General features: G+C 39.0%; 21 protein-coding genes and 1 other annotated feature. Of the genes, 19 read left to right on the top strand and 2 right to left on the bottom strand.

Annotation, left to right across the window (positions count from 1 at the left end; all coding sequences use genetic code 11):
* Positions 1-21: 21 nt before the first annotated feature.
* From polA to HU823_RS15930, 19 genes are all read left to right on the top strand, one after another.
* A complete protein-coding gene (polA, locus tag HU823_RS16020; RefSeq protein ID WP_197222681.1) occupies positions 22-2,664 on the top strand; it encodes a DNA polymerase I in 2,643 nt (880 codons plus the stop codon).
* 59 nt (positions 2,665-2,723) lie between these two features.
* Positions 2,724-3,545 (top strand): DNA-formamidopyrimidine glycosylase, encoded by an 822-nt coding sequence (mutM, locus tag HU823_RS16015; RefSeq protein ID WP_197222680.1) that lies wholly within the window; start codon positions 2,724-2,726, stop codon positions 3,543-3,545.
* Between the two features lie 61 nt (positions 3,546-3,606).
* Positions 3,607-4,248, top strand: coding sequence for a sporulation membrane protein YtaF (gene ytaF / locus HU823_RS16010; RefSeq protein ID WP_144698673.1), 642 nt, complete (start codon positions 3,607-3,609; stop codon positions 4,246-4,248).
* Between the two features lie 16 nt (positions 4,249-4,264).
* Positions 4,265-4,861 carry a dephospho-CoA kinase gene (gene coaE, locus HU823_RS16005; protein WP_144698675.1) on the top strand — a complete coding sequence of 199 codons (597 nt, stop codon included), beginning with the start codon at positions 4,265-4,267 and terminating at the stop codon, positions 4,859-4,861.
* Between the two features lie 144 nt (positions 4,862-5,005).
* Positions 5,006-6,046 carry a glyceraldehyde-3-phosphate dehydrogenase gene (locus HU823_RS16000; RefSeq protein WP_197222679.1) on the top strand — a complete coding sequence of 347 codons (1,041 nt, stop codon included), beginning with the start codon at positions 5,006-5,008 and terminating at the stop codon, positions 6,044-6,046.
* A 320-nt stretch (positions 6,047-6,366) separates the two neighbouring features.
* Positions 6,367-6,750, top strand: a complete 384-nt coding sequence (gene speD / locus HU823_RS15995) for an adenosylmethionine decarboxylase (protein ID WP_066396744.1) — start codon at positions 6,367-6,369, stop codon at positions 6,748-6,750.
* Positions 6,751-6,854: 104 nt separating this feature from the next.
* Positions 6,855-7,250: a cytosolic protein gene (locus tag HU823_RS15990; RefSeq protein ID WP_197222678.1), complete on the top strand. Its 396-nt coding sequence runs from the start codon at positions 6,855-6,857 to the stop codon at positions 7,248-7,250.
* 72 nt (positions 7,251-7,322) lie between these two features.
* Positions 7,323-7,784 carry a transcriptional regulator NrdR gene (nrdR, locus tag HU823_RS15985; protein WP_066396742.1) on the top strand — a complete coding sequence of 154 codons (462 nt, stop codon included), beginning with the start codon at positions 7,323-7,325 and terminating at the stop codon, positions 7,782-7,784.
* 162 nt (positions 7,785-7,946) lie between these two features.
* On the top strand, positions 7,947-9,335 hold the full coding sequence (locus tag HU823_RS15980) for a replication initiation and membrane attachment family protein (protein WP_197222677.1): 1,389 nt from the start codon (positions 7,947-7,949) through the stop codon (positions 9,333-9,335).
* A gap of 14 nt (positions 9,336-9,349) precedes the next feature.
* Complete coding sequence (dnaI, locus tag HU823_RS15975; RefSeq protein WP_066396737.1) at positions 9,350-10,294, top strand: primosomal protein DnaI; 945 nt, start codon at positions 9,350-9,352, stop codon at positions 10,292-10,294.
* A gap of 124 nt (positions 10,295-10,418) precedes the next feature.
* Positions 10,419-11,525, top strand: coding sequence for a cyclic dehypoxanthinyl futalosine synthase (mqnC, locus tag HU823_RS15970; RefSeq protein ID WP_144698682.1), 1,107 nt, complete (start codon positions 10,419-10,421; stop codon positions 11,523-11,525).
* Positions 11,526-11,786: 261 nt separating this feature from the next.
* Positions 11,787-12,557 (top strand): basic amino acid ABC transporter substrate-binding protein, encoded by a 771-nt coding sequence (locus HU823_RS15965; protein WP_144703327.1) that lies wholly within the window; start codon positions 11,787-11,789, stop codon positions 12,555-12,557.
* Between the two features lie 18 nt (positions 12,558-12,575).
* A complete protein-coding gene (locus HU823_RS15960; RefSeq protein WP_144698683.1) occupies positions 12,576-13,229 on the top strand; it encodes an amino acid ABC transporter permease in 654 nt (217 codons plus the stop codon).
* A 103-nt stretch (positions 13,230-13,332) separates the two neighbouring features.
* The gene (ytxC, locus tag HU823_RS15955) at positions 13,333-14,202 is read left to right on the top strand and encodes a sporulation protein YtxC (protein ID WP_197222676.1); all 870 of its coding nucleotides are present in this window, start codon (positions 13,333-13,335) and stop codon (positions 14,200-14,202) included.
* Positions 14,203-14,266: 64 nt separating this feature from the next.
* Positions 14,267-14,496, top strand: a binding site (T-box leader).
* 63 nt (positions 14,497-14,559) lie between these two features.
* Positions 14,560-16,470, top strand: a complete 1,911-nt coding sequence (thrS, locus tag HU823_RS15950) for a threonine--tRNA ligase (protein WP_197222675.1) — start codon at positions 14,560-14,562, stop codon at positions 16,468-16,470.
* A 501-nt stretch (positions 16,471-16,971) separates the two neighbouring features.
* The gene (gene infC, locus HU823_RS15945; protein WP_066396718.1) at positions 16,972-17,475 is read left to right on the top strand and encodes a translation initiation factor IF-3; all 504 of its coding nucleotides are present in this window, start codon (positions 16,972-16,974) and stop codon (positions 17,473-17,475) included.
* A gap of 24 nt (positions 17,476-17,499) precedes the next feature.
* On the top strand, positions 17,500-17,703 hold the full coding sequence (rpmI, locus tag HU823_RS15940; RefSeq protein ID WP_066243622.1) for a 50S ribosomal protein L35: 204 nt from the start codon (positions 17,500-17,502) through the stop codon (positions 17,701-17,703).
* Between the two features lie 37 nt (positions 17,704-17,740).
* Positions 17,741-18,100, top strand: coding sequence for a 50S ribosomal protein L20 (rplT, locus tag HU823_RS15935; protein ID WP_066291543.1), 360 nt, complete (start codon positions 17,741-17,743; stop codon positions 18,098-18,100).
* Between the two features lie 73 nt (positions 18,101-18,173).
* Entirely contained in the window at positions 18,174-18,425 is a 252-nt protein-coding gene (locus tag HU823_RS15930) for a DUF1294 domain-containing protein (protein ID WP_260858479.1), read from the top strand.
* Positions 18,426-18,428: 3 nt separating this feature from the next.
* Here HU823_RS15930 and HU823_RS15925 read toward each other — a convergent pair whose 3' ends face one another.
* Positions 18,429-19,454 (bottom strand): cytochrome d ubiquinol oxidase subunit II, encoded by a 1,026-nt coding sequence (locus tag HU823_RS15925; protein WP_144698689.1) that lies wholly within the window; start codon positions 19,452-19,454, stop codon positions 18,429-18,431.
* A 16-nt stretch (positions 19,455-19,470) separates the two neighbouring features.
* Complete coding sequence (locus HU823_RS15920; protein ID WP_144698691.1) at positions 19,471-20,811, bottom strand: cytochrome ubiquinol oxidase subunit I; 1,341 nt, start codon at positions 20,809-20,811, stop codon at positions 19,471-19,473.
* Positions 20,812-20,898: the final 87 nt, after the last annotated feature.

Genomic DNA, 20,898 nt, shown 5'->3' with positions numbered 1-20,898 from the left:
TGTCCTCAGGAGGTTACGGACTTGGCAAAAACAAATAAATTAGTACTTATTGATGGAAATAGTATTGCATACAGAGCTTTTTTTGCTCTGCCTCTTTTAAACAACGATAAAGGTGTTTATACAAACGCTGTCTACGGGTTCACACAGATGCTCCTAAAGATTTTAGAAGATGAGAAGCCCACACATATCCTCGTTGCTTTTGATGCCGGGAAAACGACATTCCGACATAAGACATTTGGTGAATATAAAGGTGGCCGTCAGAAAACCCCGCCAGAATTATCAGAGCAGTTTCCGTTTATCAGACAGTTGTTAGATGCATTTAAAATCAAAAGATATGAGCTTGAAAATTATGAAGCAGATGACATTATTGGAACCCTTGCATCTTATGCTGCCGATGGAAACTGGGATGTAAAAGTGTTTACGGGTGATAAAGATTTACTTCAACTGGTTACGCCTGATGTTGAAGTCGTGCTGACCAGAAAAGGAATCACTGAGGTTGAGGCTTATACCGTAGAACAAGTAAACGAGCGCTATGGAATTACACCTCATCAAATCATAGATATGAAGGGCCTTATGGGAGACCCTTCCGACAATATTCCAGGAGTACCTGGAGTTGGTGAAAAGACTGCAATCAAATTGATCAAACAATATGGGACGATTGAAAAAGTTCTTGATTCAATTGATGAGATCTCAGGTGCTAAGCTTAAAGAGCGATTAACAGAGAATAAAGAGCAAGCCATTATGAGTAAAGAGCTTGCTACGATAACGAAAGAAGCTCCTATTGAAGTCGGTCTGGAAGAAACGAATTACGATGGTTATGAAACGTCTTCTGTATTTCCTCTTTTCAAAGAGTTAGGATTTAATTCATTGCTCGAACGATTAGGCGGAGATGAAGAAATTCTTCAGGATGAGGAAAAAGAAGAACTTAACTTTAAAACGGTAACAAAAATTGAAGCTGACATGTTAACAAGTCCTTCATCCCTAATCGTAGAAACGTTAACTGAAGATTATCATAAAGCAAAGATACATGGTTTTGCTGTAAGTAATGATGCAGGAACATTTTATATTCCTTCAAGTGTTGCAGATCAGTCAGAAGAATTTCATGAATGGTTGCAAGATCAGAACCAAAAGAAGAGAATGTTTGATGCTAAGAGAGCACACGTAGCCTTACACGGGCAAGGGATCGTCTTGAATGGTATTGATTTCGATATTCAGCTTGCTTCATATCTGCTGAATCCTTCTGAATCCTTAGATGAAGTAGCTGATGTTGCGAAGCAGTATGGCAAGTCTAATGTTGATGTGAATGAAGCTGTATATGGTAAAGGTGCTAAGAAGAAACTGCCAGAAGATGAAGCTGTCCTCGCTGAGCATCTATGTAGAAAAGCGCATACTGTCTTTCAATTGAGTGATCTTCTGGATGAGAAGTTAAAAGAAAATGAACAGAGTGATCTATTCTATCAGTTAGAGATGCCGTTAGCTCTCGTATTAGCCAAGATGGAAGAGTTCGGCGTAAAGGTGAAATCAGATACTCTTCAAAAGATGGGTGCTAACTTAGATATACAGTTAACAGCATTAGAAAAAGATATACACGAACTTGCTGGAGTATCATTTAATATAAACTCACCTAAACAATTAGGTGAAATATTATTTGAGAAGCTGAACTTGCCGCCTGTTAAGAAAACAAAGACGGGTTACTCGACTTCTGTTGATGTATTAGAAAAGTTAGAAGGCAAACATGAGATCATTAATAAGATCCTTATCTATCGTCAGCTAGGCAAGTTACGGTCTACTTATATTGAAGGTCTGCTAAAAGTAGTAAAAGAAGATACGGGTAAGATTCATACCCGCTTCAATCAGGTTCTAGCGCAAACGGGAAGACTCAGTTCTATCGATCCAAACCTTCAAAACATTCCTATCCGTTTAGAAGCAGGAAGAAAGATCAGACATGCCTTTGTTGCATCACAGCCTGGATGGAAAATTCTTGCGGCGGACTATTCACAGATCGAGCTTCGTGTATTGGCTCATATCTCTCAAGATGAAAACTTGATGGAAGCATTTAAGACAGAGATGGATGTTCATACGAAAACGGCCATGGACGTTTTTCATGTTGAAGAAAGCGAAGTTACGTCAGAGATGAGAAGACACGCTAAAGCCGTTAACTTTGGAATCGTTTACGGAATCAGTGATTATGGCTTATCGCAAAGCCTCGGAATCACGAGGAAAGAAGCTGGAGAATTTATTGCTTCCTATTTGGATAGTTTCCCTGGTGTTCAGCAGTACATGAAGGACAGTGTTTCAGAAGCAAAACATAATGGTTTTGTTTCAACTCTACTTCATAGACGACGTTATCTGCCTGAGATTAATAGCCGAAACTTTAACCTTCGCAGTTTTGCAGAGAGAACAGCAATGAATACACCTATTCAAGGAACTGCTGCAGATATTATTAAAAAAGCGATGGTCGATATGGATCAGCGGTTAACAGATGAGAAACTTGAAGCAAAAATGCTGCTTACTGTACATGATGAACTAATTTTTGAAGTACCAGAAAATGAGCTGCAAAAACTTGAAGAGATCGTTTGCGAAGTGATGGAATCAGCAGTAGAACTTGATGTACCATTAAAAGTAGATGTGAACTGGGGAGATTCCTGGTTTGAAGCAAAATAATAAAGAAACAGCATCCTATAGATCCAGGGTGCTGTTTTTCTAATAAGGTTGGTGATAATATGCCTGAGTTACCTGAAGTCGAAAATGTCAAAAACACTCTGAATAAGTTTCTTCCTGGGAAGAAGATTACAGATGTGAAAATACACTGGGAAAATATTATTAAACATCCTGGGACGGACGAATTTATCTTGAAGTTAAAAGGTCAAAGTTTTCAAAATGTGTATCGAAGAGGGAAATTTTTAATCTTTCATCTTGATGAAGATGTTTTAGTATCTCATCTAAGAATGGAAGGGAAGTATGGATTGAGTCAAAGAGATGAGCCTGCTGATAAGCATACGCACGTTATTTTTCAGTTCTCTGATGGAACTGAACTCAGATATCGAGATGTGAGAAAGTTTGGGACGATGCATCTGTATCCAAAAGGAACAGAGGAAACAAATGCGCCATTAAAAACTTTAGGTATAGAACCATTATCAGATTCCTTAACAGCAGCACTTATGAAGAAGCTGTTTGCTAATCGAAAGCGCAACATAAAATCGGTATTGCTAGATCAGACACTTATTGCTGGTTTAGGAAACATCTACGTAGATGAAGTATTATTTCAAGCAGGCATTCATCCGGAGACACCAGCAAATAAATTAACACAGCACCGATTAAAAAAATTGAAAACCGCGATTACTGAAATTCTTTCGGAATCTGTGAAGCACGGAGGAAGCTCGATTCGATCTTACACGAACGCGGTGGGTGAGACAGGTGGCTTTCAGCTGAAACTGTTTGTATATGGAAGAAAAAGTGAAGAGTGCCGCGTATGTGGTACTGAGATTGAACGATTAGTTGTAGCGGGTAGAGGAACTCATATTTGTAAGACTTGTCAAAAATAAACCATTTCTGTGCTCCTTTCATATACTACGTTTACCGTTAACTGAAAGGAGTACAGGAACAATGGTGGCTTACTCATTTGTTTTGTTGGCACTAGCCGTCAGCCTGGACAGTTTTGGAGCCGGATTAACGTATGGAATGAAATCCATTAAAATTCCTTTTCGCTCCATTATCATTATCGCAATATGTTCAGCTGTTACCTTTTTACTTTCGATGTTGCTTGGATTTACGTTAGAACAATTTATTTCACCTAAGACAGGTGAGATATTGGGAGGCGTGATTCTTCTTGGAATCGGAATCTACTCTCTATGGCAGGTTTTCTTACCAGAGAAAGAGAACGTTGAGTACTTGGAAAAAGAACCTAAGAACATTGTGCTTTTTGAAATCAAATCGTTAGGAATTGTCATACACATTCTAAAGAAACCAGTTATGGCTGATATTGATAAGTCTGGATCTATTACGGGCTTAGAAGCCGTACTGCTTGGAATAGCATTATCGCTGGATGCTTTTGGAGCAGGAATAGGAGCCGCACTCATTGATTTGTCACCTTCGCTAACAACCATTACAATTGCGTTGATGAGTGCTTTATTCTTATGGGGTGGTATGATACTGGGATTATATCTTTTTAACAAAACAAACTGGATGAAGGGATTATCTATTCTACCAGGAGTTCTGTTGATCGTAATGGGATTATTAAAAATGTAACACTGGAGGATAACTAGTGATTATTGGATTAACGGGAGGCATTGCTACAGGGAAATCAACAGTCAGCAACATCATTAAGAGTCAAGGAATTCCTGTAGTTGATGCCGATATTATATCTAGAGAAGTTGTTATGCCAGATAAAGAAGCGTATAGGAAGATCGTTGCCAGCTTTGGTGAAGAGATACTAAATGATGACAAGACAATAAATAGATCAGGATTAGGAGAAATCATCTTTAACGATTCAGAAAAAAGAACGATGTTGAACGAGATTGTTCATCCTGCTGTAAGAAAAGAAATGAGACGGCAAGCAGATGCTTATCAACGTTCGGGTGAGTCATTAGTGGTCATGGATATACCACTCTTATTTGAGAGTAACCTGACACATATGGTTGATCGAACGTGGTTAGTCTATGCTGCACCAGAACTGCAACTTCAAAGATTGATCAACCGTGACCATTTTTCAGAGAAGCAAGCGCTGTCTAGAATACATTCACAGATGCCGATTACAGAGAAAAAGGAACTGGCGGATGTTGTCATCATGAATAATGGCTCTCTTGCAGAATTAGAAAATGATGTTCTATTATTACTTAAGCAAACAAAAAAACAGACCTGATAACTAATTCAGGTCTGTTTTTATCTATATAAGCCCTTTTTCAGCCTAATTTAAATAAAAGTATGTTCTTTTCAACCACGAATATGATATACTAATTACAGATAGATACAAGTTAGAGTATAACACATTGGAAGGAGCAGCTTCATGAAAGCAAAAATTGCAATTAATGGCTTGGGGAGAATCGGAAGAATGGTCTTCCGCAAAATGATGGAGAACGATGAATTTGAGGTTGTAGCTGTTAATGCCAGCTATCCAGCCGAAACTCTTGCTCATATGGTTAAATACGATTCTATACATGGAACGTATCCTGGAGAAGTTGTTGCTGGAGAAGATGCCCTTTTTGTTAATGGAAAAAAAGTTCAATTAGTTAACTCTCGCGATCCTCGTGAGCTACCTTGGGGCACGTTAGACGTTGATATTGTTATAGAAGCAACAGGTAAATTTGTTTCACAAGAATCTGCTGGTCTTCATATTGAAGCAGGTGCAAAGAAAGTAATTATTACTGCACCAGGGAAAGACGAAGATATTACAATTGTTATGGGAGTAAATGATAGCGATTACATTTCTTCAAAACACCATATAATTTCTAATGCATCGTGTACAACGAATTGTTTGGCACCTGTGATTAAAGTTCTTGATGATCAGTTCGGGGTACAATCGGGCATGATGACGACTGTACATGCGTATACGAATGATCAGAAGAATATTGATAATCCTCATAAGGACTTAAGACGTGCACGTGCATGCGGAACATCGATCATTCCAACTTCTACAGGTGCTGCAAAAGCAATATCAAAAGTCTTGCCTCACTTAGAAGGTAAACTGAATGGTATGGCACTCAGAGTTCCAACACCTAATGTATCTTTAGTTGATGTTGTTGTAGAATTGAAGACTCCTGTATCGAAAGACCAAGTTAATCACGCATTCCAATCAGCTTCTGAAGGTTCAATGCGTGGAATTTTAGGGTACAGTGATCTGCCGTTAGTATCGATCGATTATAATGGAAATGAAAACTCATCAATCGTAGACGGCTTATCAACGATGGTGATGGATGGAAACAAAGTTAAGGTCCTTGCTTGGTACGACAATGAATGGGGTTATTCATGCCGAGTAGTAGATCTAGCGAAACATGTAAGTGTTGCTTTAAATATGCCAGTACAAGAAAAAAATGTTTCTGTATCATAAAAACATTAGTAAAAATAGATAAATGAGTAAGGGCTGGATTACACATCAGCTCTTTTTTGCGTTTCAACGCACCAGTATATTTCGATTGATCTTTATACTTAAAAAACAATAAAAAATTGATTCGAAAAAATTTGCCTATAGTTATTGCAAATAAATTTTAAAAGAAGTATACTATGATTCGTGAACTTCAAATAAAGCAAACAAAGGCATTGAATGCTACTTAAAGGGTTAGGACCTCTTTGGACTAACTTGCCCCCGTGGTAGATGTTCGATACCGCATGCTTGAAGGCATGATTATTTTTAAAAGGGGGACTATGCTAATGGATACAATGGGAAGACACGTAATTGCTGAGTTATGGGGTTGTGATTCTGAAAAACTAAATGACATGAAATTTATTGAAGAGACATTCGTTGACGCTGCATTGAAAGCAGGTGCAGAAATTCGTGAGGTTGCTTTTCATAAATTTGCTCCACATGGTGTAAGTGGAGTTGTTATTATCTCTGAATCTCATCTAACTATTCACAGTTTTCCTGAGCATGGTTATGCAAGTATTGATGTATATACGTGTGGAGATCGAATTGATCCTAACGTTGCTGCTGATTACATTTCAGAGGCACTTGGCGCTAAAAAGCGCGAAAACTTGGAAGTTCCTCGTGGAATGGGTCCAATTTCTGTTGCCAAATCAAAAGTTACTGCTCAATAATTTAAAACAGAATGTACGTGAGGTGTGAGAAATCACACCTCTTTTTTATTTCACTCATTATAGGGAATAATAGGATACAAATTATATTGCTTTGGAGGACTACTATGTTTAGAAAACTTCAAAATCTAATGGAAAATCATGCGGAAACGAGTGAACAGCATGTGGACGAAAGACTTAGAACCCATTATTTTAAAGCTAATAAACCAGAAGTTATGAAAGTGATCAAACAGATCCTAGATGAAGACACCAATTTTCATGAACTTGGTTTTTCAGAAGAAAGGGGAGAAGTTACGTTTGAAGTCAGACAGCCTAAGAGTGCGTTTGTTGTTATTAGTGTAGTAACAGTTAGAGCGAATCGAACTGCTGTAGATCTGAACGTTTCAACAGAATCTGCTCTTCCTTTTAATTTTGGTAACAATCAAAGGCTAATTGTTAATATTTATGAGATCTTAAAAGAAAAACTAACGTTTATAGGGACGTCAATGGCTGAAAAATTGTAGGAATAGCTTGTCACATTCCTCCCTTTTCTTTAAGATAGATAGAGAATAGAAAATTTTTTGGGGATGATTACAATGAGGTGTCCTACTTGCCAGCACAACGGAACAAAAGTGCTTGATTCAAGACCCGTACATAGCGGAAGATCCATTCGCCGCAGAAGGGAATGTGAATCTTGCAGCTATAGATTTACTACATTTGAAACGGTAGAACAAACACCGCTTATCATTGTTAAGAAGGGCGGAGAACGAGAAGAGTTCAGCCGTGAAAAGATCCTTAGAGGGCTTATTAAAGCTTGCGAAAAAAGGCCAGTCCCCTTGGAAACGCTTGAAAATATAGTAGATAGCATTGAAAAGGAATTGAGGAATTCAGGTGCATCAGAAGTTTCAAGTACAGCTGTTGGTGAACAGGTGATGGAACATCTGTCTAAAACGGATGAGGTTGCTTATGTAAGATTTGCCTCTGTATACCGTCAATTTAAAGATATCAATGTTTTTATACAGGAATTGAAAGAACTGATTAACAAGGAGGAGCGTTAAAGCGTATCTTAGACTGCTTAACGCTCTTTTTATACAAATCTTAATCCGTATTCTATTGTGTTAGATAACGGCTAAATAATATGAACAAATGACTCTGGCTGACGATACTTACATCCGTCGGCCAGCTTACTTTAAAGACTTTATTAACAAAGGGTGAAAACGATGACGGTACATTTTCAAGAAGTTGTCCCCGTTGATACGTATTCCGTCCAGTGCAAGGGTATGTTGCATGAAATAGATCATAAAGTTCTTACCATGCTGTATCAGCCGTTGGTTGGCGCATTTGCACATAGTTTATATATGACATTATGGTGCGAAGTAAATATGGATCGACAGACACAAAAACATCAGCACCTTATGAACGTAACTCAGTTCTCGCTAAAAGATATTTTGGCGGGAAGAAAGAAGCTAGAAGCGATCGGTCTCTTGAAGACTTTTAAGAAAGACGGTGATAGTTCAAGGGAGTACGTTTATGAGCTTCAACTCCCACTTTCGCCAAATGCTTTTTTTACAGATGGCTTTTTAAGCATTTATCTTTTTAATCGTTTAGGAAAAGCGAAATTTACTGAAGTTAGAGAGTCCTTTTATATCGCTCAAACCGATCTGTCGGATTATAAAGAGGTTACAGCATCGTTCAGTGATGTGTTTACTTCTTTACACCCGTCTGAAATGTCATCGAAGAGTTATGCAGAGATTAACGAAAACGTTCTTCCAGAAGATGTCTCTTTACATGAAAAAGGCATTCATGGGAAAGTTGTATTGAGTGAATCCACCTTTGATTTTGAAGCGATGGTGAATCAGATCTCATCTTTTATCGTGCCTAAAGAGGTGATCACCCCAAAATTAAAGGAAGCTATCTATAAGCTAGCATATATCTATCAGTTACAACCGATGGATATGAGTAAACAGATTCAAAACGTATACTACTCGACTGGAGAAATTTCTGCAGAGAGTTTAAGGAAAGAAATTCAGAAATGGTATCGATTTGAGCATGAAGAAGGACTACCGGTTCTAGCGTTAAAAACGCAGCCTGTTCCACTAAAGGCTCTTCATGGCATGCAGCCTCAATCAAAAGAAGAAGAACTTATCAAATACTTTGAAGAAGTATCACCTTATCGTTTATTAGAAGATTATTCAGGTACAACTCCTTCAGAAGTAGATTTGAAGCTCGTTGCCTATTGTATGATCGATCAGAATCTAACACCAGGCGTTACGAATGTTCTTTTAGATTACGTTTTATCTGAAAATGATATGAAGCTTGCAAAAGGATTGATCGAACGGATCGCTTCACATTGGGCTCGCAAAAGAGCACAAACGGTCATAGAGGCAATGACTTTAGCACGCGATGAAAAACGAAAATATAAAGAATGGCAAGATAAGAAGGTAAATTCGGGCTCTTATAATAAGGGTAATAAGAAGAGTAATGTTACTGTTCCTGATTGGCTGAAACAGGATAAAGTATCTGCTGATCAGACTGGTGATGCAAACACAGATACTACAGAGGATGAGAACCGTAAATGGCTTGAGAGTTTGTTAAATAGTTCGAAATAAAGGGGGGAAATAACATGGAATCCATAAAGGAATCTGTTAAAAATATGCCGGGGTTTGATAAGTTTCAGGAAAGATTTGAGCAAATGAAGCAACAAGTACTTACAGACCCTGGAGTCATGCGTTTTCTACGAGAGAACCCTGACATATCAGATGTCCATGCGGAAAAATTATTGTCCAGTTTTTACACCTTTAAGAACGAACAGCATGCTTGCCGCAATTGTCCAGGTTTAGAGAATTGTCCTAACCTTATGCAAGGGTATCGTTCTGAACTAACGAAAGTGAGACAAACAGTAGAACTAAGATACAAACCTTGTGAACTAAAAGTCATCGATGAACAAAAGAAATCCATGACTTCATTGATTAAGAGTTACTTTATACCGAAAGAAATCCTTGAAGCGAGATTTGATCGTTTGTACAAACATAGTATTGATGAAACAAGACGTAACGCGATCTCGAAGGCTTATGAATTTGTTCAGATGGCTGGTTCTGGTCATCAAGCAAAAGGAATCTACTTCTATGGAAAATTTGGTGTTGGTAAAACATATCTGTTAGGTGCTATCGCGAATGGTTTAGCTGAGAAAGGCGTCCACTCATTAATTATTCACACACCAGAGTTTCTTCGCGAAATGAAATCTTCCCTTTCTGACGGGACATTTGACTCTAAGATGGAACTGTTAAAGACCGTTCCGGTTCTCATGCTTGATGATCTTGGTGCTGAAAACATGACGAACTGGGTCAGAGACGAGATTATTGGCGTTATTCTTCAATATCGAATGATGGAAAAACTGCCTACTCTCTACACGTCCAACTGTGATTATGATATGCTGCAGCAACATTTATCGTATTCCCAAAAAGGCGGACTCGATGAACTGAAAGCTCTCAGAATCATGGAGCGGATCAAACACTTAAGTACTCCGATTTTTATGGGTGGAAATAAAAACTTCAGAGAAGATTATTAATACAGTTTCTGCTCTTTTAAAGGGCAGGAGCTTTTTTCTTGAAAACACAAAGCTGTCTCTTCTACTAAAATATGATAGGATAAGAACAGACAAGATCTTAAGACATTGTATTCGGAGGTTACCGATGAGTATAGAATCTATTTTACAAAAAGCTTTAGATGGCGAACGTTTATCGGTAGAAGATGCCGTTAAACTTTATGAAAGTGATGAAGTAGAACGCATGGGAGAAGTTGCGGATATTATTATGAAAAGGTGGCATCCTGAACCGATTACCACTTTCGTAATTGGCCGTAACGTAAACTATACAAATTTTTGTGATACATATTGCAGATTCTGCGCGTTCTATAGAGCGCCAGGAAGCAGCGAAGGTTATGTGTTGGATGATGAAGTGATCTTCCAAAAGATACAAGAGACAGTTGATGTAGGTGGTACAGAAATTCTTATGCAAGGTGGAACAAATCCTAACTTGCCATTCAGCTACTATACGGACTTGTTAAGAGAGATCAAAAAGCGCTTTGACATCACAATGCATTCCTTTTCTCCAGCAGAAGTTTGGAAGATGGTTGAAGTGTCTGGTCTATCTCTAGAGGAAGTGCTCCGAGAACTGAAAGAAGCCGGGCTTGATTCTCTTCCTGGAGGCGGAGCAGAAATTTTAGATGACCGCACCCGTAAGAAAATCAGCAGACTAAAAGGCTCGTGGACAGAGTGGATCGACTGCATGAAAACAGCTAAAAAAGTTGGACTGCATTCTACTGCTACGATGGTTATTGGATTTGGAGAAACATTTGAAGAACGCGCTCTTCATCTACAACGTGTTCGTGATGCACAAGACGAGACAGATTGTTTCTTAGCTTTCATCTCTTGGACGTTCCAGCCGGATAACACGAACATGAAGGCTGAAAAGACAACTCCGAGAGAATATTTGAAGAATGTTGCGATCTCTCGAATCTTCTTAGATAACATACCTAACTTCCAATCTTCTTGGGTTACGATGGGGCCAGAGGTTGGTAAAAAATCTCTTCACTATGGTTGCAACGATTTTGGAAGCACGATGATGGAAGAGAACGTTGTTTCAGCAGCTGGAACGACTCACAAAGTAAACACGAACTTAACGCTGCGACTGATTCGTGAAGCAGGTAAGATACCAGCACAAAGAAATACAAAATACGAAACACTTCGTGTATTTGAGGACGAAGAAAAAGCTGAAAAAGATTTTGTGATGCAAAACTAACAGCGGAGCACTCGGCATATTTATGTCGAGTGCTTTTTTCATTCGAATTGGATGGATGATCTCAGCTTTAAAGATTGTCCTTTAGGCACATACAGAATATTAAGGATACAAATGACTCCAAGACGGGGTCTTTTGTTTTATATCCAAAATAGTATGGAGTGACTTTCGTATTAACAATAATTATTGTAATTTTCCTTATATTTAAAATTTTGTGTATAATATAAGAATATTTAGAATAAAGGGGGAAATGTAAGAATGGAAATGAAACGGAAATTTAAAATGGGATTAATAGGTTTATCAGCTGCGTTCTTAGTTGCTTGCTCTTCGGGGTCTGGTGATAAGTTGACGGTGGGAACCGATGCAGCATACGCCCCCTTCGAATCCTTAGATGGAGATAAAATTGTAGGATTCGACGTTGATCTGCTAGATGCGGTGATGAAAGAAGCAGGATTGGAGTATGAATTAGAAAATAAAGGATGGGACCCGTTATTTATAGCTCTTCAGAATGAAGAAGTAGATGCAGGAATCTCTGCTATTACGATAAATGACGATCGTAAGAAAAGTTATGATTTTTCTTCACCATACTTTGAATCGATCAACATGATTTTAGCAAAAGAAGGAACATCGATTAAGAGTGCAAAGGACTTAGAGGGAATGAAGGTAAGTGTGCAGAACGGAACGACCGGACAAGCAGCACTCGAAAAAATGTTTGGTAAAAGTGAAAACATAAAGAAATATGAAAACAATGTATTAGCGATACAAGCTCTATTAAATGGTGAAGTAGAAGCTGTAGTTGCGGATAACGCTGTAGTACAAGAATATGAAAAGAATAATCCTGATAAAAAACTCGTAACCATCAGCGATAAAGAAAATTTTGAGAGCGAATTTTATGGAATTATCTTCCCTAAAGATGGTGAACATCAAGAAGAGATTAACAAAGCGATGAAGAAAATTATCGATGATGGAAAATATGCTGAGATCTATAAAAAATGGTTTGGTGAAGAACCAAATGTAGATGTGCTGAAACAATAACATTCTCAGGAGGTCTTCATGGAATACTCTTTACAGATTATCAGTGATTACATGCCCTTGTTTTTAAAAGGAACATGGGTAACCGTACAGTTATCATTTTTGGCGATTCTATTCGGTACGATATTAGGTTTATTCATCGGACTCGGCAAAATGGTGAAGAATCCATTTATTAATCTTCCTTGCATGTGGTATATCAGTTTCTTTCGAGGCACACCGTTGCTGGTTCAGATCCTTTTGATCCATTCAGCGCTCATGCCACTATTCATGAAGCCGCCGAACGTTTTCATTTCAAGTGTTCTGGCTCTTTCGCTTAATGCTGCTGCTTATATCGCAGAGATTTTTAGAGCAGGAATTCAATCGATCGATAAAGGGCAGATGGAAGCGGCGCGCTCGCTCGGTATGAATCATATACAGGCTATGAAACATGTCATTCTGCCGCAAGCGTCCAGAAGAATGATCCCGCCTCTAGGTAACGAGTTTATTGTGCTGATTAAAGATTCATCACTCGTTTCCATTATTGCTACCCCTGAATTAATGTATTATGCGAGAGCGATGATGGGTCAATACTACCGACCGTGGGAGCCTTACATGACAGCCGCTTTAATGTACTTAATCTTAACGCTTGGGATGGCGTTTATCTTATCGAGAATTGAGCGTAAATTTGTTTATTGAAACAACCCTATCTCCAGGGTTGTTTTTTCTTTTCTAAGTAACATGTTTTAGGACCTCGTCCCATATAGTGTATTATTGAGGATTTTATATGGGGGGGACTTATTTGGTCGCGATTGCTTTTTCACACCCATCAGATGGTATAGCTGTTTTGAAGAAAATGATTCGAATAGCAGCTGAGCATAAAATAAACCCTTCCTTTGCCAAATTATCTGAAGCTTCTTCTAAAATTCTTGAATTGCACATACAGGAGAGAAAAACGGTCATATTGGATGTGTTAACAGAATTTACTCGAAACAAAGTAGAGGATATTTGTTTGAAGGAAATGATTGAACAAGCATTTTGTTACAGCGATTCAGCAGAGCAAAAAGAGATCTTATCTATCACGAAAAGCATCATTCTTGGAGAGATCGAAGGAATACCTGATGTTAAACACCTGCCAAGCTTAAATGATCTGATCCGAAGGCAATGGGATTCGATTATTGACGCAAAAACAGATTTCTTAGAATTTGAATCCTTTATAAAGTTTAGGTTGAAAGAGTATTTAGCAACTTTACTGAAGATTGTTGAATGTGCGATTGATGAGTACAAGTTAGAACTTGAGTACCAAATGTTCGTAGAGCAGTTAAGGACATGCATAACGAAACAGAGATCGTTTACTTCAGCGGATATCGTCATTGTTTTCGATCAAGAGCAAATACTCCTTTTTGATGAACATCAAAAACAGTTAACACACACTGAACTGATGATGTTCCATGAAAAGGCGCTGCGGCTAACGAATGTAACGAATCTAGACGAAAGACTTTTAGGTCCATTAGTTGGAATCTCACCAAATTCCGCTAGGATTTATGCTTATGATATTGATCATCCATTGCTTCAAACGATAAAAAACATCTTTCAAGAAAAAGTTACGATCACACCAATTGATAGGATGTCCTACAGAGAACATTGGTCTTACCGTAAAAAAAAGTCATAAACTTACAGAGTCCTCTTGCTTTTTGAAAAACGACTGCATATAATAGGTGTATAATTTTATCATTCAATCTGTATTGATAAGGACAAGAAGCATGTTTTTACGGTTCATAGAGAGGGAAGTCTTGGCTGAAAGCTTCCTAACACGGAAAAATGCTTTACCACCTTGGAACTTCAGCGGTGAACATTTTTAGTAATCGCTGACGGTCGCAGTCCGTTACACTGTCCGAGTGCCGATTGGCTTGTTTAAAGTTGTCGGAACAAGGGTGGAACCACGAGATGATCACTCGTCCCTTCTATAGGGACGGGTGTTTTTTGTTTTCAATCAGATAAGAACCTAGTAAAAAAGGAGATGTTTTATATGTCGTCAATTTCAATCAAGTTCCCTGACGGTTCAGTCAAGGAATTTCCTAAAGGTGTTACTTCTGAACAAGTAGCAGAGAGTATCAGCCCGAGTTTAAAGAAAAAAGCAGTTGCAGGGAAAGTGAACGGACAATTATATGATTTTTCACGTCCTATTGAAGAAGATGCATCAATCGAGATCGTGATGCAGGATTCTAAGGAGGGTCTTGAAATGACAAGACACTCAAATGCCCATTTACTTGCTCAAGCACTTAAGCGTCTTTACCCAGACGTGAAACTTGGGATTGGACCAGTCATCGATAACGGGTTCTATTATGATGTAGACATGTCTCATAACTTAACACCAGAAGACCTGCCTGCGATCGAGAAAGAAATGAAGAAGATCGTAAACGAAAACCTTCCGATCGTACGCAAAGAAGTTAGTCGAGAAGAAGCCCTTGAGATATACGAAAAATTAAACGATCACTTAAAGCTTGAGTTGATCCGAGACCTTCCTGAAGGTGAAAAGATCACGATCTATGAGCAAGGTGAATTCTTTGACCTTTGCCGTGGGCCACACGTTCCTTCAACAGGGAAGATCAAAGCTTATAAATTGATGAGTATCTCTGGTGCATATTGGCGTGGAGACAGCGACAACCAAATGCTTCAACGTATTTATGGTTCAGCGTTCTTAAGCCAAAAAGACCTTGATGAGTATCTTCACTTTATTGAGGAAGCTCAAAAACGTGATCATCGTAAACTCGGAAAAGAATTAGAGTTATTCATGTTCTCAGAAGAAGCACCAGGAATGCCTTTCTATCTTCCTAACGGTCAGACAATCCGTACAGAGCTTGAGAACTTCTCTCGCGAACTTCAACGTCAAGTGGATTATGACGAAGTACGTACTCCGTTTATGATGAATCAGCGTCTTTGGGAACAATCGGGTCACTGGGATCATTATCATGAAAACATGTATTTCTCTGAAGTAGATGATACAAAATTTGCGATGAAGCCGATGAACTGCCCAGGCCACATGTTGATCTTTAAGAACAAACTACATTCATATAGAGATCTTCCGGTACGTATGGCTGAGTTCGGTCAAGTACATCGTCACGAATATAGCGGTGCACTAAACGGTATGATTCGTGTTCGTACTTTCTGCCAAGATGATGCGCATATCTTTGTGACACCACAGCAGATCGAAAGTGAGATTAAAAATGTATTTAAGTTAGTTGATAAAATCTACAGCACGTTTGGTTTTGAATATTCTGTAGAACTTTCAACTCGTCCAGAAGATTCTATGGGTGATGACCGTTTATGGGAACAAGCTGAGGGTGCATTGAAAAACGTTCTAGAAGATCTAGGGATGAACTATCATCTGAACGAGGGAGATGGAGCGTTCTACGGTCCGAAGATCGATTTCCATATTAAAGATGCTCTTAAGAGAAGCCATCAGTGTGCAACGATTCAGCTGGACTTCCAGATGCCAGAAAAGTTCGATCTAACGTATGTAGATGAAAACAACCAAAAGGTTCGTCCAGTCGTTATTCACCGTGCTATCTATGGTTCGATCGACCGTTTCTTAGGAATTTTGGTTGAGCACTTTGCTGGAGCGTTCCCAACTTGGTTAGCGCCTGTACAAGTGAAACTAATACCAGTATCAGATGTTCATAATGAATACGCGTATAAGCTTCAAGAAGATTTGAAGCAGCATGCAGTACGTGTTGAGATCGATACTAGAAACGAAAAGATGGGCTACAAGATCCGTGAAGCACAGATGAAGAAGATTCCTTACATGCTTGTTCTAGGTGATAAAGAGATCGAAGACAATGCTGTTAACGTTCGTAAATATGGTGAGCAAAAGTCAGAGACTGTTTCTTATGAAGATTTCCGCGATAAGATTTTAGCTCAAATTAATGAAAAGAGATAAGGTTATGGAGAGAGCGGCCAATGTTGAATTGGCCGTCTTTTTTTTAAGGAAATTGAAAAGTGGACAGTAAAATGCTCAATGTAGACAGTAAATTACTGAAAGTGGACAGTATTTACTCAAGAGTGGACAGTAAAACTACAAAACAAAAAAGCAAATAAAAAAACTCTTGCATTCCTTTCGTAAACGAAGTAAAATTAATTTCGTTGCTGTTATTACATTCGTTGTTTGACACGCATATCTCCAATGTGTTATAGTATGTAAGGTTAATAAAATAAGCAAAAGCATCAAACAAGCAGAAGCACCCGCTTCTCACCTGACTCGACGTCCTGAGTGACTGTTGATGGGTAGATGGATATTCAGGCATGTCAAAGTGTACATAGCCGGTTTACTATGTGTGGGTGATCGTTGCGCCGACGCTTTTTTTATTTGCAGAAATAACAAGTCGAGTGTTTTAAAATACTCACTGAAAAAATTTGGAGGTGACTTACTATTAGTAAGGACATGTCTGTCAATGAAGGTATTCGTGCTCGTGAGGTTCGCTTAATCGGTCCTGATGGAAGCCAGCTTGGCATTAAATCTAGACAAGAAGCTTTGGATCTTGCTACAAACGCAAATCTTGACCTTGTACTCGTTGCTGCAACTGCTAAACCGCCAGTATGTCGTATCATGGACTACGGTAAGTTTAAATACGAGCAACAACGTAAAGATCGTGAAGCACGAAAAAATCAAAAGGTCATTACGACTAAAGAGATTCGTCTAAGTCCAACGATTGAGGAAAACGACTTTAATACAAAGCTTAGAAATGCACGTAAGTTCCTTGAAAAAGGTGACAAAGTAAAAGCAAGTATTCGTTTCCGTGGACGTGCAATCACTCATTCTCAAATCGGAAAAACGGTATTGGAAAAGTTAGCGAAAGAATGTGAAGATCTTTCTACGGTTGAAACGAAGCCGAAGATGGAAGGTCGTAGCATGTTCCTTATCCTTGCACCTAAAGCCGAAAAATAATTTTTACCAGGGAGGATAACCATTATGCCTAAAATGAAAACTCATAAAGGTGCTGCGAAGCGCTTTAGAAAAACTGGATCAGGTAAATTAAAGCGTGCTCGCGCTTATACTAGTCACTTGTTTGCTAACAAGTCAACTAAAGCTAAGCGTAAGCTTCGTAAAGCGAAACTTGTTCACAGCGGTGACTACAAGCGTATCCGCACATTGTTAACTTACAAAAAACGTTAATCGTCATTAATCGATTTAATAATAGGAGGTTTTTAATATGCCAAGAGTAAAAGGTGGCTATGTAACACGTCGTCGTCGTAAGAAAGTTCTTAAACTAGCTAAAGGCTATTTCGGTTCCAAACATAAATTATTTAAAGTAGCACAACAACAAGTATTCAAATCACTTATGTACGCTTACCGTGACCGTCGTCAAAAGAAGCGTGACTTCCGTAAGCTTTGGATCACTCGTATCAACGCTGCTGCTCGTACAAACGGTCTTTCTTACAGCCGTTTAATGCACGGTCTTAAACTTGCAGGTATCGACATCAACCGTAAGATGCTTTCTGAAATTGCTATCACAGACGAAAAAGCTTTCGCTGAATTAGCTTCAAAAGCAAAAGACAGCCTAAAAGCTTAAGTAGAAAAAAAGAAAAGATCATTTCCTCATTTGATGGAGATGATCTTTTTTCATTCTGAAGGGAAACAACAAGGTGTTAATCATATATCTAATCATTTTAAACGTAGCCGCTTATTATGTTATGAAAAGAGACAAGTTATCTGCTAAAAAAGGCGAATGGCGTACACCTGAAGCGAGGCTTTGGCTGATCGCTGTTATTGGTGGAGCACCGGGTATGTGGCTTGCTATGAAAAAGTTACGTCATAAGACTAAGCATCCCTCGTTTCGTTACGGGCTGCCTCTTTTAAGTATGTTTATAACGGTTTTAGCAGGCTGGTTTATATAGAAACTATTCTTGTTGAAGATATCGTTTGTCTTTTAAGAACAACCTCCAGAAAATATAGAAACCTGGTGCCAAGATGGCGAGACCAACGATATACATAATCATTAATGAATAAAATGTTTCTGGTGCAGTAAACGCCTCATAGATCGTTAAATCAGGATATACGATATAAGGCAGATGAGCTAATCCATAACCTACGCTTGCAAGACCATATTGTAAAACAGTTGCTAATAGTGTAAGACGCGGCCGTCCAATTCCTGGGCGGTTTTGTTTTGGCCACCATAGAGAAAAGTATGCAATAAGAAAGGCGACCAATGATAGAATAAACCAGATTTTTTGATCCATTAGATTATCAATAAGCCAGCGCGATTCTGGTGTTATAAATAGTAATGTGAAAAGCGCGGATATTAGCGTCAGTGGTCCTAACAGAATCGCATTGCTCCGATATAACCTATATGCATCCTCTTTTTTAGAGACTCTTGCGTAATCTGCTAAAAACAGTGATGAAAGATACAACTCAGATGTAAGGCCGAATAGCACGTACAAATAGAGTGTTGGACTTGTGAGCAGCTTTGAGAGCAATAAGCTCTGTGTATCTCCATCAACAGCTATAAATCCACCTTGTGAGATAGGAAGCACGGCAATTAGCAGGGATGGAATAAGCAGGCCAGAGATGCCTGAGATAATAAACATCGTTCGGCGATATCCTTGAACGGAATAGGAGAACACCATAAATGCACTCCGGATAGCAAGTAAGAAGAGAATCAAAGAAACTGGAACGAGCATGACCGTTCCGAGAGTATATGCTCCTTTAGGAAAGAAGCCCACGAACGCAACCACTAAAAGAACTAAGAAAGTGTTTGTAATTTCCCAAGTGGGGGACAAGAAACGATTTGCGATTCTTCCAGCCATCGTCTTATGATTGTTATAGATCATCGCCCAGAATCCAGCCCCAAAATCGATCGAACCGAATATGCTATAGATAAATATAAAGGTCCACATCATCAGAATCGCTAAAACTTCTTCGCTCATCCTTCATTCCTCCTTTCTAACTCTGAAGTTTTTCCATATCTTTTGAAACAGGGTTTCGTTTGAAATAAGCTGTTAAAATTAAAACGGTTAACACGCTGAGTAGCGCATATAAGCCTAAGAATAACAGGAAGAGCACGCCAAGGTCTTCATTCTTAGTCGCAGCTTCGGCCGTCGTCTGAACGCGATAGATAGTCCATGGTTGTCTTCCACTACAGCTGAATACCCAGCCGAACTCAATGCCGAGCATAGAAAGTGGTCCGGATAAAACAAGAGACCATAACAGCCACTTTGGAAAAGGTTTTCCTTTTCTTTTTACGAAGAACCACCAATAGGCTAAAGCAACTGCTGCAAGCCCTAATAAAAGTGTTCCAATCCCTACCATTAAGTTAAAGAGCGTGTGTACATAAAAAGGTGGCCATGTTTCTCGAGGAAACTCGTATAGTCCTTTTACCTCAGTATCGAACTTTCCAGCAGCAAGCCAACTAAGTGCCCAAGGGATTTCGATTCCGTATTTCACTTCCTCGGTCTTTGGATCTGTATAACCTCCTATAGCAAGTGGTGCATACCTTTGAGTCTCAAACAGCCCTTCTGCTGCTGCTAGTTTTTCAGGAGAATGTTGGTGCAGAATCTGTGCTGAATGATGCCCAGAAACTGCAGAGACAAAGCTCATCAAAAGAGCGACGGTAAGAGACATGAACAACCCTTTTAAGTGATAAGCTCGTTCGCGTTCAGGTCTCTTCTTTAAAAGTTTAAACGCTGCTACAGAAGCAACGGCAAAAGCGCCGGTCATATAAGCCGTGATGGCAACGTGAAAGGAAGAGGATAGAAAGCTAGGATTGAAGAAAGCATCCCAAGGGGAGACATCATAGATCGTCCCATCTGGTTTGATCTTAAATCCATCCGGTGTATTCATCCACGTATTAACGGCTGAAATTAAGATGGCGGACGCAACAGCTCCTAGTGCAACAAAGAATACAGAGATCAAACGGAAGTATCTCGGTAACCTGTCAGCCGCATATACGTAAATAGACATGAACAAGGCTTCTAAAAAGAAAGCAAAAATCTCAATCTGAAAGGGAAGGGAGATAACCTTTCCTACGATTTCCATAAATCCTGGCCACAACAAAGATAATTGTACGCCGACGATCGTCCCTGATGGAATAGCCACCCCTAACAAAACAGCAAACGCCTTTGTCCAGCGCTTAGCCATGATGGCGTAATCATTGTCACCTTTCACTTGATGTATGATTTCGGCGATAACGATCATCAAAGGAAGACCTACACCAAGTGTTGCAAATATTATATGAAAACCTAGTGATGTACCAAAGAACGCTCTCGCAAGTACAACTGTATCCATGATTGGACTCCTCCTCAGAAACTAAGAACTATGTAAGCAAACAATCTATATTTAAGGTGTCAAAAAGAAGTAGTGTTTATGCATACG

Source organism: Fictibacillus sp. 18YEL24 (assembly GCF_015903855.1).
Lineage (GTDB): Bacteria > Bacillota > Bacilli > Bacillales > Fictibacillaceae > Fictibacillus > Fictibacillus phosphorivorans_C.
Note: the sequence above shows the minus strand (reverse complement) of the source record. Positions and strands in the feature narration are given on the sequence as shown.